The organism is Pseudorhodoplanes sp., assembly GCF_035565795.1.
GTDB lineage: Bacteria > Pseudomonadota > Alphaproteobacteria > Rhizobiales > Xanthobacteraceae > Pseudorhodoplanes.
Window position 1 is genome coordinate 1 of record NZ_DATMRV010000021.1, and the last position, 13916, is coordinate 13916.

Below are 13916 nucleotides of genomic sequence, written 5' to 3' on the forward strand. Positions count from 1 at the left end.
GCGGTTCGATGGCTTCGAGGCCAAGGCGAGCGGCATCAGGACCATGTTGCCGCATGTTGACGAATTGCGGCCGATCCACAATCTCAATGCGATGAAGGATCTGTGCCGCGCGCTGTCGGCCGATGGAGACGGCAAGGCCGAGGCGAAGTACTGGTTGAACAAGGTGGCGTAGGACACGAGTCCCGAAAGGCTTGCCTGGCCCTCATCAGGCTCCGGTTTTCGGATCAGTTCATGTTCTACAAGAGATTCAAATGCAGGCCGTAAGGGGATTCAGATGACTCAGAATTCGCTGGCGACGGACGAGGATATCCTGAAAGCCGCAGAGGACTGGCGGAAGGCCGGGCGCGGGGTTGCGCTTGCGACGGTCGTCGAGACATGGGGTTCCGCGCCGCGGCCGGTCGGCTCCAATCTCGTGATCGACGAGGAGGGCAATTTCCTCGGCTCGGTGTCGGGCGGCTGCGTCGAGGGCGCCGTGGTGACGGAAGCGCTCGACGTGATCGAAAGCGGGAAATCCAGGACACTGGAATTCGGTGTTGCCGACGAGACCGCATGGAAGGTCGGCCTGTCCTGCGGCGGCACCATCCGCGTCTATGTGGAGAAGGTGGATTAGGCGAAAGTCTCGCCTCCCGGACGCAATACAGCGCGATGGCGGTGCATTGCTGAGCCGGGAACCATGGAATAGGTCCCGGTTCTGCAGCGCATCACTTCGTGCTGCGCCGCGCCCGGGACACGAGCGCAGTTGAACGAACATGAAGCTCAGTATCCTCTCCGCACTCAACACTGAACGCGCCAACAGGCGCGCGGCGGTGGTCGTGACCGACGTGGCAAGCGGCGAACAGCGGCTTGTGAAGGGCGCCGATGTCGCGAACGATCCGCTGCGGGAATTCATCGAGAAGCATATCCGCAGCGGCAAAAGCGGCATGGAGGAGACGCCGTCCGGCAAGGTCTTCTTCACCGTCCATGTGCCGCCGGCGAAGCTCGTCATCACCGGCGCGGTCCATATCAGCCAGGCTTTGGCGCCGATCGCGAAGCTGCTCGGCTATGACGTGACCATCGTTGATCCGCGCACGGCCTTTGCGACACAGGAACGCTTCCCGGATGTGAGGGTGATCGCGCAATGGCCGGACGAAGCGTTGCCCGGCCTTGGCATTGACAAATACACCGCTTTTGTCGCGCTCACGCATGATCCCAAAATCGACGACCCTGCGCTCCTCCACGCGCTGTCGAAGGATTGCTTCTATATCGGCGCGCTCGGCTCGCGGAAGACGCATGGCCGCCGCGTCGAGCGTCTGAAGGCGCAGGGCATCAGCGACAACGAGATCGCGCGCATTCATGCGCCGATCGGGCTCGATATCGGTGCGGTGTCGCCGCCCGAGATCGCAGTCTCCATCATGGGTGAGATCACTGCGCGGCTGCGGCAATCGCCGGAGAAGTCTTCTCCCTCCCCTGAAAGGGGAGGGTCGGTGGGCGCGTCAGTGCGCGCCGGGGTGGGGTCATGACGAACTCCGCCCAAACCTCCACCCGACTGCCGTCGCTTCGCTCGGCAGTCGACCTCCCCCTTACAGGGCGAGGTAAAGGAGCGGACACATGAAGTTCGGTCCCGTCAAACCCGACGAGGCGCTCGGCGGCACGGCGGTCCACACCATCCGTGAAGGCTCGCTCGTCCTCAAGAAGGGCACGGTGATCGAGCCCTCGCACGTCGCTGCGCTGAAGGCGGCGGGCATAGCCGAAATCGTGGTGGCGCGGCTCGACGCGGGCGATGTGTCGGAGGATGACGCGGCCGCGGCGCTGGCCGAGGCCTCGAAGGGCGAGGGCGTCCGGACCGACAAGGCCTTCACCGGCCGCTGCAATCTCTTCGCCGAGAGGGCGGGAATCCTCGTGGTCGATCGCGAACAGATCGACGCGATGAACCGCATCGATGAGGCGGTCACGGTGGCAACGCTGCCGGCCTACAAGCCGGTGGTCGAAGGCGAAATGCTCGCCACGGTGAAGATCATTCCGTTCGCGGTTCCTGGCGAAGTCTTCATGTCCGCCATGAAGACGGCCCAAGCCGCAAAGCCGCTGGTACGGGTCGCGCCCTACAAGATCAGGAAAGTCGGCGTCGTCTCGACGCTCCTGCCAGGTCTGTCGCCGAAGGTCGTCGACAAGACCCTGAAGATCACCGATGAGCGGCTCGCACCCGCCGGCGCGCGCATCATTGCGGAGCGGCGTGTCCCGCACGATCAGACAGCGCTCGCCAAGGCGATCCGCGAAGTCGAAAGCGAAGGCGCCGAACTCGTCATCGTGTTCGGCGCGTCTGCGATTGCCGACCGTCGTGACGTCATCCCCGCGGCGATCGAGGCGGTGGGCGGCACCATCGAGCATTTCGGTATGCCCGTCGATCCCGGCAACCTGATGCTGATCGGGCAGGCGCATGGCCGTCCGGTGCTCGGCGCTCCGGGTTGCGCGCGTTCGCCGAAGGAAAATGGTTTCGACTGGGTTCTGATGCGTCTGCTCGCAGGTCTGCCGGTGACACGTGCCGACATCACCGGCATGGGCGTCGGCGGTCTCCTCATGGAGATCGTGACCCGTCCGCAGCCGCGCGAGGAACCGCTGCCGCGGGAGAGCGGGCGTTTCGCCGCTGTGGTGCTTGCGGCCGGACGCTCGACCCGCATGGGCGGACCGAACAAGCTGCTCGCGACCGTGACCGGCAAGCCGCTCGCCCGGATCGCCGCCGAAGCCGCGCTCGCTTCGAAAGCGCGGCCGGTGGTCGTCGTGACCGGCCACCAAAGCGAGACCATCACAGACGCTCTGCGCGATCTGCCCCTCCAGTTCGCCCACAATCCGGATTTTGCGGAGGGGTTGTCGACCTCGCTCCGCACCGGTCTTGCCGCGTTGTCCGACGACATCGACGGTGCGGTCGTGATGCTTGCGGACATGCCGCAGGTCGATCAGGCATTGATCGACCGCCTGATCGCGGCCTACGATGCTGGGAAGGGCGCTCTGATCGCCGTGCCGGTGATCGACGGCAAGCGTGGCAATCCGGTTCTGTGGTCACGCCGCTTCTTCCCGGAATTGATGACGCTGTCGGGCGATGTCGGCGCGCGTCATCTGATCGCTAAATACAGCGAGGCTGTGGTCGAAGTGCCGATGATCGGCAACGGCGCGCTGATCGACGTCGACACACCCGAAACGCTGAATGCGGTGAAAGCCGAACTCGAACGCGGCTGATTGCCGCGCGATGTTGCGCGCCATCGGCGACTCACGGATTTTTCCGCGCGGAAATATTCCGGGAGAGAGGGGATGCGCGCGCTCCGCGCAGCGTTCTGTGCTGCGACTTTTCTGACAACGACAATTCTCGTTCACGCGCCCGCGTCTGCGCATGGTGCGCTCGCGATCGGCGCATGCGGCGCCTATGGCTTCTCGCGCGGTTACGCGGCAACGTCTCAGGCAGAGAAGGAAGCGCTTTCCAGGTGCAGCGGAAAGAACTGCAAGATCGTTGCGTCGGTGCGCGGGACCTGCATGGCGTTTTCGGTCGAATTGGCGAACCCTTGCGGCGCGTACGGTTATGCGACCGGAGAGGGGCTCGCCAGAACACAGAACCGCGCGCTGCGCGAATGCTCGCGTAACGGCGGCAAGGATTGCGTGATCCGGGCCTTCGCCTGCGATTGACGCATTCAAGTCATTGAAATCGTTGAAGTTTATCCCGCTCACGGTTTTGTGCGGAGGGACCGACTTGCGCATGACCGTCTCGCCAAATATGACTGACTGGTCAGTCATAAATTTGTTCGAGCGATGCCCTCCAAGGTCCGGAAAGAAGCTTCCCCTGTCAGCGCCAGTACGGCGCAGCCGGCCGCTGCGCCGACGGCGCCATCCAAGGATGCTAAGCCGCTCGGTGCGCGCGAAATCCGCAGCGCCGCACGCCGCGAAGCAATCCTGAATGCTGCGCTGGAGGAATTTTCCTCTCAGGGTTTCGCGGCGGCGCGGCTCGATGATGTGGCCAAGCGTGCCGGTGTCGCGAAAGGGACGATCTATCTCTACTTCGCAGACAAGGAAGCGCTGTTCCAGGAACTGGCGCGTTCGATCCTGTCGCCGCTGGTCGGACACCTGGAAGGTCTTGCGAAAGTCGACGTGCCGTTTCCGGTGCTCGCGCGTGGTCTCGTCGATGTCATGGTGCGGGAAGTCCTCGGCACGCGGCGCAAGGACATCATCCGCCTGATCATCTCTGAGGGTACGCGGTTTCCCGCGCTCGCCGAGTTCTATCACCGCGAAGTGCTGAGCAAGGTTTTCACCGGTCTGCGTATTGTGTTGCAGAGGGCGGTCGAACGCGGCGAATTGCGGCATCGGGAGCTGGTCGATTTCCCGCAATTGCTGGCGTCGCCGCTGCTTGTCGCCATCGTCTGGAACAGTGTGTTCGGCCATCTGCAGCCGCTCGATGCGCGGGCGATGCTGAACGCGCACATCGATATTCTACTCGGCCGCGATGGAGGCGGGTCATGATCGCCCGGCAATGGATCGGCGCCGCCAGTCTCGCGCTTTGCATGCTGCTCTCCGCGTGTGGAAACGGCAACGACAACGTTTTGCAGGGCTGGATCGAGGGCGACTTCATCTTTGTCAGTGCCGACGAGCAGGGCCGCATCGAGCAGATGATGGTGCGGCAGGGCGATGCGGTGAAGACCGGACAACTCCTTTTCGTCCTCGATGAAGACTTGCAACAGGCCGATCTTGGCGTCGCGCAGGCTACGCTTGCGAACACGAAACAGGCTTTCGAGCGCGCCCAGCAGCTTCTGCAAAGCAAGGCCGGCACGCAAAAGGATTTCGATGTCGCGCAGGCGTTGTATCGCGAGGCGCAGGCGCGGCTCGCGGCCGCCCAGACGCGGCTGACCCGGCGACGCGTGTTGAGTCCCGTCACGGGGCTGGTGCAGCAGGTCTATTACCGCGCGGGCGAAACGGTACCGGCCAGCCGCGCGATCGTCTCCATCCTGCCACCTGGAAATATGAAGGTGCGGTTCTACGTTCCCGAGCCGATGCTGGCGCGGCTTGCGATCGACGACCCAATCAGCTTTGCCTGCGACGGCTGTCCGGAGGGAATGACAGGCAAGATCAGCTTCATCTCGCGGTACGCCGAATACACGCCGCCGGTGATCTATTCGCAGCAGGAACGCCACAAGCTGCTTTATCTGATCGAGGCGATGCCGAATGATCCGGCCGCGCTCCGGGTCGGCCAGCCGGTCGACGTCACGGTGGCGCCGAAGCCAGCGTCCAAATGAGCTGGAAACTGATGACCGCCAATCCGGAGATCGCGATCGACGTACACGGGCTGACGAAGTCGTTCGGCAGCCGGGTTGTCGTGCGCGATCTTTCGTTGCGGGTGAAGAAGGGCACGATCTACGGCTTCCTCGGGCCGAACGGCTCGGGCAAGACCACGACCATTCGCATGCTCACCGGACTGCTGACGCCCGACAGGGGCGACGGCACCTGCCTCGGCTATGACATCCGCACCCAGGCCGACCAGATCAAGCTGCATGTCGGCTACATGACGCAGAAATTCAGTCTGTATCAGGATCTGTCGGTACGCGAGAATCTGGAATTCGTGGCGCGCCTGCATCTGATGAATGATCCGGCCAAGGCTGCGCGCGACATGATCGCACGGCTCGGCCTGACGGGCAGGGAAGAGCAACTCGCCGGCGAATTGTCGGGCGGCTGGAAGCAGCGGCTGGCGCTCGGCGCCTGCACGTTACCCTCACCACAGCTTCTGCTGCTCGACGAACCGACCGCGGGAGTCGATCCCAAGGCGCGGCGTGAATTCTGGGATGAGATACACGCGCTCGCCGCCGAAGGGCTCACGGTGCTGGTTTCGACCCATTACATGGACGAAGCGGAGCGCTGCCACGAGATCGCATATATCGCCTATGGTGTGCTGCTGACGCATGGCTCGGTCGATGCGGTGGTGCGTCAGGCGGGACTCACGACCTTCGATGTCAGCGGTGCGGATTTGAACGGCCTGCTACGTGAGCTGCAGGGCAAGCCCGGCATCGACATGGTCGCGCCGTTCGGTAACAGCCTGCACGTGTCGGGACGCGACGCGAGTGCGCTGGAAGCGGCGATCAAACCCTACCGCGAGCGGCCGGGTCTCACCTGGAAAATCTCCGAACCGACACTCGAAGACGTGTTCATCGACCTGATGAGCCGTGCGAAGGATAATTTCCAGTGACGGTCCAGCCTCCATCGGCCACGCCGGCGGCGAACACAGTGTCGCGATGGACGGCATTCTGGCGCCGTACGCGGGCGATGCTGATCAAGGAGTTTATCCAGCTCCGGCGGGACCGCGTTTCCTTCGCCATGATCGTTATGATCCCGCTGATGCAGCTTGTCCTGTTCGGCTACGCCATCAACACTACCCCGCGCAATCTGCCGACCGCCGTGTTGTTGCAGGAACACAGCGATGTGGGCCGTTCGGTGCTGAAGGCGCTGCAGAACACCCGCTATTTCAAGGTCACGCATCAGGTCGAGGACGAGGCCGAGTTTGACCGCCTGCTTGCGTCCGGCACCGTGCTGTTCGGCGTGGAAATTCCGCGCGGCTTCGAGCGCGCAATCCGGCGGGGCGAACGGCCCGCGCTCCTTGTCGCGGCCGATGCGACCGATCCGGTGGCGTCGGGTTCGGCGCTCGGGGCGCTCGGGCAATTGGTCCGGACGGCATTGCAGAATGACCGCGGACTTCCGGATGCCGGGCGGCCGCTGTTCGAATTCCGTACTCATGCGCGCTACAACCCGGCGGCCGAAACCGCATTGAACATCGTGCCGGGTCTGGTCGGCACGATCCTCACCATGACGATGCTGATCTTTACCGCGCTGTCGGTCACGCGCGAGATCGAGCGCGGGACGATGGAGGCGCTCCTCGCAATGCCGATCACGCCGATCGAGATCATGCTCGGGAAGATCGTTCCCTATGTCGTTGTCGGATTCCTGCAGGCCACGTTGATCGTCGGCACCGGCGTATTCCTGTTCCATGTGCCGATCTACGGAAGCCTGATGCTGCTGGCGGGGCTGTCGACATTGTTCATCGCGGCCAATCTGTCGATCGGCTACACCTTCTCGACGGTCGCACAGAACCAGCTCCAGGCCGTGCAGATGTCGATGATGTTCTTTCTGCCGAACATCCTGCTTTCGGGATTCATGTTCCCGTTCGCCGGAATGCCGACCTGGGCGCAATGGCTGGGCGAAGCGTTGCCGCTGACACATTATATCCGGATCGTGCGCGCGATCATGCTGAAGGGCGCGACGATGGAGGATCTGCGCTACGATGCGATTGCCCTGTTCGTTCTGATGCTGATCGCGATGACCATCGCGGTGCTGAGGTTCAGGCGGACGCTGGATTGACTATCGCCGCACGTGCAATCCGAGCCGCGCGTAAAACCCGTCCCGGTCATCGCTGTCCATCGCCCAGCCAAATGCCGCGGACCATTCGACCCATGCGAAGCGAAAGCCGGTGACGTGCAGGCCGGCGCGGAATTGCTGGTAGGTGTCGCGGCTGGCAAAGCCCCCAATTTCGGGCCCGATATAAAAGGCATCGGCGACACGCCATCCGTAAGCCGCGCGCGCCGCAAAGCTCGGCCCGATCGACGATACGGTCGCATCGGCGGCGATCATGGTTGCGGCATTCGGTTCATGCCAGACCTCGATCGCCCCGCGAATGCCCGCATGACTGCCGAGGAGATCGCTGGCCGGATCGTACGGGGTTATCCAGTGGTGCTGCAGGTCGAGACCGGCGAAGACCGTGACGAATGTCTTGTCACGCACGAAGCGCCAGCCGGGCAGGACGAAGCCGGAGAATTGCTGGCCGGTCACTGTCAGGCCGCCGAGCGCGCCGGACGTGTATTGATACGATCCCGTGCCGATCAGCGCCTTGAAGGTGAAGCCGTCGCGATCCAGCCCGCCCGGCGACCACAACATGCCGCCGTATGAGAAGCTGCCGTGTGTCCAGAGGTCGACGCCGCTGAAATAGAGAAAGGTGTCATCGTTGCGCGCGAAGCCATCCGCCCGCGCGCTGACACAACACAACCCTACGAGCGTCGCGGCAGCAGCAAGCTGCGCGACCACGCCACGCACGCTGAACATGGAAACGGACCCAATCCCGACGCGAGCCGGATGGTTGCGTACCTCAGCCGGGTATCATGTTACGTGCAACAATTTCAGGTTGCAATATCCCGCTGCGCTAGCGCCGGACCATGCGTCGCGGCGGCTCGCCGAAATTGCGCCGGACCATCGCGGAAAAGGCACTGGGACTGGCATAGCCGACCGCGGATGCCGCCGCGCCAACCGGTTCGCCTTCCGACAGGCGGGCGAGCCCGTCTATTGCGCGCAGCCGAGAGCGCCACTCGTTGAAACTGAAGCCGGTTTCGCTGCGGAACAGCCGGGCCAGCGTCCGGCGGCTGGCTCCGGCGCGCTCGGCCCAGGTGTCCAGATCGCCATCCGCATCCGGATGATCCAGCAGAGCGCGGGCGATCCGCGCCGCACGAGGATCGCGCGGCATCGGCACGTGCATCTTGCGCTCCTGCATCCGGTGCAGCTCCGCGAGGATTAGTTTCGCGATCATGCCGCCGCGGCCGCTCTCGTCGTAGTCGAGCGGCTCTTCAAGCGCGGCGAGGATCAATTCCCGCATCAGACCGCCGATCTCGACCAGAAGCGGCGTTTTCGGCAGGTCGCGGCAATCCCGTGGGTCGATATAGATCGTTCGCATGGCGAGTTCGCCGCGCATCGCCATGCCGTGCGGAAAGGCCGGGGGCATCCAGAGGGCAAGCGCCGGCGGCACGATCCAGGCGGCATCTGCGGTCTCGACCTTCATCGTGCCGTGGATGGCGTGAATGAGTTGTCCGCGCTTGTGGAGATGCTCGGGAATGCGGTCGCCGTCGGGAAAGGTCGCAGCCATGGCCGCCACGGAGCGGGGGGCGTCGTCACGGTTGTTGCGATATTCCGGGGGCATGCGAGATCCCGTTCGTGGCCCGATCGCGATGATATTCGACCGAACACCGCCAACGGGCAAGGCCTCTTGTGCCAAGGTACGGATCACGGCTCCGCAGGCTGGAAGTCCTCCGTGCGTTTCGCGACGCCCCGTAGCGTTTCGATCTCGGTCTGCACCCGCGTCATGTTTTCAAACAGGCGCCGCGCGCTGAGCTGCATGAAGTAATAGCCGAACTTCGGATTCTGGAAGAACAATTGCCGGACCTGGTCATAGGTGATGGTCAGGATCTGTCCGCCATCGACGCAGACAGCCGATTGCGTGCGCACCTTGTCGGGCGACAGCATGCCGAGCTCGCCCACCACCTCGCCGGGAGGCACGACAATGCCAAGCTCCGCGATGCGCAGGCTGCCCGACATGATGAAGACGATTTCGTTGGCGGGATCGCCTTTGCGGAACAGCACTTCACCCGGCGTCATCGCGCGTGTTGTGGTGAACGGCCTGATCCAGTTCATGTCGAGGTCGCCGTCATGCGCGGCTTCGGTCTCGCGAACGAGCGTCAGCATCTGCCGAAGCCGCCAGTAGTTCAGCGGCAGCAACAGCAAGTGCAGGAGAAGCACCGGATAGGCCGGGTGCAGATATCCGTATGCGATGAAGAGCACGTTGCTCGAGATCGCGATCACGCGCAGTGGCACCATGGTCTTCATCGAGAACGTAGTGAACACGAATGCTGAGGCGACGTAGCCGAGCCATTCGGTGGGCTGGAGGCCTCCGAAGTGGTCCAAGATGGCGACAAGGTTCATTGCGATCCCCACGTACTGAACGCAGAGCCTGACCGCGTTCGCAGGGACGATCAACGGGAATCTGCGCCGTACGCAGTGCAGCGATGGCGCCGATGTTGTCCTGGCAGACGGCAGCGAAACGCGCGCTGCTTCCGAAAGGGGGCCGTCAGCCGCTCACTATTCGGCGGGCTGAAGCTTGTCTGCGCTTCTTGCGGCCCGCAGTGCTTCGTTTTCCGCCTGTACGCGTTGCAGATTTTCGAACAGCCGCCGTGCGCTCAGCTGCATGAAGTAATAGCCGAATTTTGGATTCTGGAAAAACAGCTGCCGGACCTGGTCATAGGTGATGGTCAGGATCTGTCCGCCGTCGACGCAGACGGCCGATTGCGTGCGTACCTTGTCGGGCGACAGCATGCCGAGTTCGCCGACAACTTCGCCCGGCGGGACGGCAATGCCAAGCTCCGGAATGCGCAGGCTGCCCGACATGATGAAGATGATTTCGTTCGCCGGATCGCCTTTGCGGAACAGCACTTCACCCGGCGTCATCGCGCGGGTTGTGGTGAACGGCCTGATCCAGTTCATGTCGAGGTCGCCTTCGAAGGATTCCTTCGTTTCTTTCACGAGCGACAGCATCTGAGTCAGCCGCAGGATGTTGAGCGGCAGCAACAGGCAATGCAGGACCAGCAATGGATAGGCGGGGTTCAGATAGCCATAGGCGATAAAGAAGACATTGCTGCAAATGCCGACGGTCCGGAGCGGCACCATGGTCTTCATCGAGAAGGTGGCAAAGACCAGCGCCGCGGCAATGTAACCGATGACTTCGGCAAAACGCATATGGGTGAAGTAGCCGATAAGGTCGGCCATGAACGAAGACTCCGAAAGGACGTCGGGGAGATGGAAAAACCGGAAAGGCCGATAGGGTGGCCGTCTTCGACCGCGACTTCAATCGGAATCTTCCAGTCCGATGTTGTGGATCAGGCCTCGGGGAAAAGATCGGTGACCTTCGCGCCGGTTCGTTCGTGGACGATCTCGGCGATCCGGCTGCGATGGCAATGACCGGGATCACGCTCGAAGCACAGAAGGCAGACCCGCTTGCCTTTGCCTACGATCGCGAGCAGTTCGTCCATGGCCTCGATCGCGTCATGCGTCTTCAGATGCTTGTCGTAGATGCGCCACATCGCGTCCATCCGGCCGGCATGGGCGGCGGCGCGGCCTTCCGCGGGCGTGCCGAGCTTCTGCAGATGCAGATAGGCGATTCCGGCTTCATCCAGCGCGGCCGATAATGCCCGCTTGGAGAAGCCCGGCTTGCGCGACGCGGCGACCGCGCGTGCGTCGACGAGAATCTGGACCTTCGCGTCCTTCAGCGCCGCGAGGAGGGCATCGGGACGAGACTGTTCGTAGCCGATGGTGAAGATCTTTCGGGCGGCTGCCATTTGAACCTCTCCCGGCCGGGACGCGACCAAAGCGCATGTGGGCCCCTTGTATTCAGGTTTCGGGTCCCCATATGGCGATCTAGCGATGTTGAGGCGAAAGCCCCAACGCTGTGGCCACGGATGTCGTGGGTGACGCCGGATGTAAGCGCACCTGCTTCATTTCGTGGCTTTTTCGCTTTTTTGTTTCCCTCAATGCTTTGTCATGGGTGATGGTTGCGGCACGATCCGCGGCGGACGCGTCGCGAGTTCGGCTTCCAACCGCGCGATATTCTCGAACAGCCGCTTGCTTGTCAGCTTGAGGAAGCCAAGGCCGAATTCCGGATTCTGGTAATAAAGCTCCTCGAACTTCTCATAGGCGAGGGACAGCACTTCGCCGTCGTCGAGCGAAATCAGCGTTGCGGTTCTGACGCCCTCCGGGGACAGAAGCCCAAGCTCGCCGACAACGGCTCCGGCCTCAAGCGTGATGCCGATTTCCTGCAGCTGATAGCGCCCGCCGACGACGAGATACATCGCCTCCGCGATGTCGCCCTTGCGGAAAATCACCTGTCCGGCCTTCGTTTTGCGTCGCGTCATGAACGGCTGCAGCCATGTCATGTCGAGATCGGAGCGCGCGGCGCGCTGGGTACGCCGGATCAGCTGACGCATCTCGTGCACGCGATAAAGATTGAGCGGAAGCACGATGCAGTTGAGCACGATCGTCGGCCAGATGCCGGCGATGCCGGCATAGATCAGGAACAGCACGTTGGTGACGATGCCCACGATCCTGAGCGGGATCATGGTCTTCATCCAGTACTGGACCACAGTGAGGACAATGCCAGCGGTCGCCGCGGCTTGAGCTATCAGCGGAATTTCCATGTCGCGCTCCAGGCCGGCGGCGTCTGCCGGCTTCAGGAACACTATCGCCGCTCGGCGCCCTTTCGATCAACTCCCGTACCAAGACGCTCGATCAAAGCCATTGCCGCAGCCGGGGCCCGGACCTTACCCTCGTGGATGAAGTAGACGAACACGTCGCGCGGCGTCTTTTTCGGTTTGGCCGTGGGATCCACGGCCGGCAGATCGTCAGGAGCGCCCCCGGATGCCCATAGCTTGCTGCGCGCGGCCCAGGCGTCGAGCGCCTTCGGCGGGTAGCCGGTCTTGACCTTGTCATCGCCCTTTTGCAGGCGCGCATAAACGAAATCCGTCGTCACGTCGGGGATCGCGGGATAGGTCGCGTGCTCCGAGTAGCAGACCGCGATCTGAAAACGCCGCACCAGGTTCACGAATGCCGGGACGCGGAAACTGTCATGGCGGACCTCGACCACGTGCCGGAGCGTGTGGCCGTCGAACACATCGGGCAGAAGTTCGAGGAATTTGCCGAAGTCGGCCTCGTCGTATTTCTTGGTCGGCGCGAATTGCCACAGCAACGGCCCGAGCCGGTCGCCCAGTTCGGTCACGCCGGAATTGAGGAAGCGCTTGATCGAGTCGCCGGCCTCGGCGAGTACGCTACGGTTTACGGCAAAGCGCGGACCCTTCAGCGAGAATATGAAGCCGTCCGGGACCTCCGACGCCCACTTGCGGTAACTCGCCGGGCTCTGAGTACGATAGAAAGTGCCGTTGATCTCGATCGAGGTGAGGTGGCTTGCGGCGTACCTCAACTCCTGCGCGTGCGGCAGACCCTTGGGGTAGAATTCGCCTCGCCAGGGCTCGTAGGTCCAGCCTCCGATGCCGCAATAGATGCGTCCCTGCTTCGCCGCCACGCGGTCCTCCTGAAGGCTATGAAACTTTATCGCAGGAAATGTGTTCTATGCCCCGGTTGCCGTCCGCTGGCGACGGTAATTTCGTGGGGGAGGTATCGGACCTGCTGCGGCGCACAGCCGGACTTGTCTATCACAGCAGGCCTCAGGTTTTCAGACTTCAGCCGCCTCTCTTGTTTTGTCTCTATGTCGAAAAGGAGCCATCATGCGCTCATTCCTGCTCACGGCCGTCGCTGCGGCCTCGATCGCAATGTCGGTATCATCAGCTGACGCCCAGTCCCGTGTTCGGGCGGGCAGCCTGACCTGTGACATGGCGCCCACTGTCGGCCTGGTCATCGGCTCGCGGCAAGAGGTCCGCTGCATTTTCCGCCCGACCCGCGGACGGCCCGAGCTTTATTACGGTGGCATGTCGCGGCTCGGCGTCGACCTCGGCGTAAAGCAGGGCGGCCGGCTGTATTGGGCAGTCTTCGCGCCGAGCAGCGCGCTCCCGCCGCGGACTCTGGTCGGAAACTATGTCGGTGCAGCCGGTGACGCGTCGTTCGGCGTTGGCGGCGGCGCCAACGTGCTGGTCGGCGGTTCGAACCGCACCGTGTCGCTGCAGCCGCTTTCGGTGACCGCGCAGCGTGGCGTGAATGTTGCGGGCGGTGTCGCCGCTCTGGCGCTGCGCTAAACGAGACATCGTCGCGACATCATCGAATGTCAGAAGCCCGGCCTCGGCCGGGCTTCTTCTTTTTTCAGACCCGATCACGCGCCGGGCACGCTGCCGGGCGGCAGGAAATCGACCTCATGCGCTGCGGAACGGCGGACGACTTCCTCGGGATCGGTCAGGTTGTGGAGCTGGTCGAACAACTCCTTGAGGCGGCGCGACGGCGATACCCAGAACAGCGCGCGGGTCGGCTTGTCGGTCTTGTTGTAATAGCCGTGCGGCAAGCCCATCGGCATGCGCACCAGATCGCCCGCAGACGCCTTCACCCATTGGCCATCGAGATACAGGTCAAAGGTGCCTTCCAGCATGTAGATGAATTCGTCCTGC

17 protein-coding genes are annotated in these 13916 nt (G+C 63.0%); 9 read left to right on the top strand and 8 right to left on the bottom strand.

Going from position 1 to position 13916, the window contains the following annotated elements; translation table 11 throughout:
- Positions 1-274: 274 nt before the first annotated feature.
- From VNZ93_RS01710 to VNZ93_RS01745, 8 genes are all read left to right on the top strand, one after another.
- Positions 275-610 (top strand): XdhC family protein, encoded by a 336-nt coding sequence (locus tag VNZ93_RS01710; protein WP_325699163.1) that lies wholly within the window; start codon positions 275-277, stop codon positions 608-610.
- A gap of 139 nt (positions 611-749) precedes the next feature.
- Positions 750-1499 carry an XdhC family protein gene (locus VNZ93_RS01715; RefSeq protein ID WP_325699166.1) on the top strand — a complete coding sequence of 250 codons (750 nt, stop codon included), beginning with the start codon at positions 750-752 and terminating at the stop codon, positions 1497-1499.
- 88 nt (positions 1500-1587) lie between these two features.
- Positions 1588-3210, top strand: a complete 1623-nt coding sequence (locus VNZ93_RS01720) for a molybdopterin-binding/glycosyltransferase family 2 protein (RefSeq protein WP_325699169.1) — start codon at positions 1588-1590, stop codon at positions 3208-3210.
- Positions 3211-3282: 72 nt separating this feature from the next.
- Positions 3283-3651 (top strand): DUF4189 domain-containing protein, encoded by a 369-nt coding sequence (locus VNZ93_RS01725; RefSeq protein WP_325699172.1) that lies wholly within the window; start codon positions 3283-3285, stop codon positions 3649-3651.
- A gap of 123 nt (positions 3652-3774) precedes the next feature.
- Positions 3775-4479 carry a TetR/AcrR family transcriptional regulator gene (locus tag VNZ93_RS01730; RefSeq protein ID WP_325699176.1) on the top strand — a complete coding sequence of 235 codons (705 nt, stop codon included), beginning with the start codon at positions 3775-3777 and terminating at the stop codon, positions 4477-4479.
- On the top strand, positions 4476-5249 hold the full coding sequence (locus tag VNZ93_RS01735) for an efflux RND transporter periplasmic adaptor subunit (protein WP_325699179.1): 774 nt from the start codon (positions 4476-4478) through the stop codon (positions 5247-5249). The genes VNZ93_RS01730 and VNZ93_RS01735 overlap by 4 nt, the downstream gene beginning before the upstream one ends.
- Entirely contained in the window at positions 5246-6193 is a 948-nt protein-coding gene (locus VNZ93_RS01740; protein ID WP_325699182.1) for an ABC transporter ATP-binding protein, read from the top strand. The genes VNZ93_RS01735 and VNZ93_RS01740 overlap by 4 nt, the downstream gene beginning before the upstream one ends.
- A 77-nt stretch (positions 6194-6270) precedes the next feature.
- On the top strand, positions 6271-7359 hold the full coding sequence (locus VNZ93_RS01745) for an ABC transporter permease (protein ID WP_325699206.1): 1089 nt from the start codon (positions 6271-6273) through the stop codon (positions 7357-7359).
- Here the strand turns inward: VNZ93_RS01745 and bcsS are convergent, their stop codons facing one another.
- The 7 genes from bcsS to VNZ93_RS01780 all read right to left on the bottom strand — a co-directional run bounded on the left by bcsS (position 7360) and on the right by VNZ93_RS01780 (position 12886).
- Entirely contained in the window at positions 7360-8097 is a 738-nt protein-coding gene (gene bcsS / locus VNZ93_RS01750) for a cellulose biosynthesis protein BcsS (protein ID WP_325699185.1), read from the bottom strand. It abuts the gene before it with no gap.
- Between the two features lie 97 nt (positions 8098-8194).
- Positions 8195-8908: a helix-turn-helix transcriptional regulator gene (locus tag VNZ93_RS01755; RefSeq protein ID WP_325699187.1), complete on the bottom strand. Its 714-nt coding sequence runs from the start codon at positions 8906-8908 to the stop codon at positions 8195-8197.
- A 137-nt stretch (positions 8909-9045) separates the two neighbouring features.
- Positions 9046-9741: a Crp/Fnr family transcriptional regulator gene (locus VNZ93_RS01760; RefSeq protein ID WP_325699190.1), complete on the bottom strand. Its 696-nt coding sequence runs from the start codon at positions 9739-9741 to the stop codon at positions 9046-9048.
- A gap of 156 nt (positions 9742-9897) precedes the next feature.
- Positions 9898-10581 (bottom strand): Crp/Fnr family transcriptional regulator, encoded by a 684-nt coding sequence (locus VNZ93_RS01765; protein ID WP_325699193.1) that lies wholly within the window; start codon positions 10579-10581, stop codon positions 9898-9900.
- A 110-nt stretch (positions 10582-10691) separates the two neighbouring features.
- Complete coding sequence (locus tag VNZ93_RS01770) at positions 10692-11150, bottom strand: DUF488 domain-containing protein (RefSeq protein ID WP_325699196.1); 459 nt, start codon at positions 11148-11150, stop codon at positions 10692-10694.
- A 189-nt stretch (positions 11151-11339) separates the two neighbouring features.
- Positions 11340-12047: a cyclic nucleotide-binding domain-containing protein gene (locus VNZ93_RS01775; protein ID WP_325699199.1), complete on the bottom strand. Its 708-nt coding sequence runs from the start codon at positions 12045-12047 to the stop codon at positions 11340-11342.
- Positions 12047-12886, bottom strand: coding sequence for a DUF72 domain-containing protein (locus tag VNZ93_RS01780; protein ID WP_325699201.1), 840 nt, complete (start codon positions 12884-12886; stop codon positions 12047-12049). Before VNZ93_RS01780 ends, VNZ93_RS01775 begins: the two co-directional genes overlap by 1 nt.
- Before the next feature lie 247 nt (positions 12887-13133).
- Here VNZ93_RS01780 and VNZ93_RS01785 point away from each other — a divergent pair, with 247 nt between their 5' ends.
- On the top strand, positions 13134-13553 hold the full coding sequence (locus tag VNZ93_RS01785) for a DUF992 domain-containing protein (RefSeq protein WP_325699208.1): 420 nt from the start codon (positions 13134-13136) through the stop codon (positions 13551-13553).
- Positions 13554-13627: 74 nt separating this feature from the next.
- Here VNZ93_RS01785 and VNZ93_RS01790 read toward each other — a convergent pair.
- Positions 13628-13916: cupin domain-containing protein (locus VNZ93_RS01790; protein ID WP_325699203.1), on the bottom strand; the 289-nt coding region annotated here is incomplete at its 5' end.

Coding starts and splice junctions, on each gene's coding strand:
- VNZ93_RS01745 (WP_325699206.1), top strand. CDS start 6,271: ATGCTGATCAAGGAGTTTATCCAGCTCCGGCGGGACCGCGTTTCCTTC.
- VNZ93_RS01765 (WP_325699193.1), bottom strand. CDS start 10,581: ATGGCCGACCTTATCGGCTACTTCACCCATATGCGTTTTGCCGAAGTC.
- VNZ93_RS01770 (WP_325699196.1), bottom strand. CDS start 11,150: ATGGCAGCCGCCCGAAAGATCTTCACCATCGGCTACGAACAGTCTCGT.
- VNZ93_RS01785 (WP_325699208.1), top strand. CDS start 13,134: ATGTCGGTATCATCAGCTGACGCCCAGTCCCGTGTTCGGGCGGGCAGC.
- VNZ93_RS01735 (WP_325699179.1), top strand. CDS start 4,476: ATGATCGCCCGGCAATGGATCGGCGCCGCCAGTCTCGCGCTTTGCATG.
- VNZ93_RS01720 (WP_325699169.1), top strand. CDS start 1,588: ATGAAGTTCGGTCCCGTCAAACCCGACGAGGCGCTCGGCGGCACGGCG.
- VNZ93_RS01725 (WP_325699172.1), top strand. CDS start 3,283: ATGCGCGCGCTCCGCGCAGCGTTCTGTGCTGCGACTTTTCTGACAACG.
- VNZ93_RS01715 (WP_325699166.1), top strand. CDS start 750: ATGAAGCTCAGTATCCTCTCCGCACTCAACACTGAACGCGCCAACAGG.
- VNZ93_RS01740 (WP_325699182.1), top strand. CDS start 5,246: ATGAGCTGGAAACTGATGACCGCCAATCCGGAGATCGCGATCGACGTA.
- VNZ93_RS01760 (WP_325699190.1), bottom strand. CDS start 9,741: ATGAACCTTGTCGCCATCTTGGACCACTTCGGAGGCCTCCAGCCCACC.
- bcsS (WP_325699185.1), bottom strand. CDS start 8,097: ATGTTCAGCGTGCGTGGCGTGGTCGCGCAGCTTGCTGCTGCCGCGACG.
- VNZ93_RS01755 (WP_325699187.1), bottom strand. CDS start 8,908: ATGGCTGCGACCTTTCCCGACGGCGACCGCATTCCCGAGCATCTCCAC.
- VNZ93_RS01730 (WP_325699176.1), top strand. CDS start 3,775: ATGCCCTCCAAGGTCCGGAAAGAAGCTTCCCCTGTCAGCGCCAGTACG.
- VNZ93_RS01710 (WP_325699163.1), top strand. CDS start 275: ATGACTCAGAATTCGCTGGCGACGGACGAGGATATCCTGAAAGCCGCA.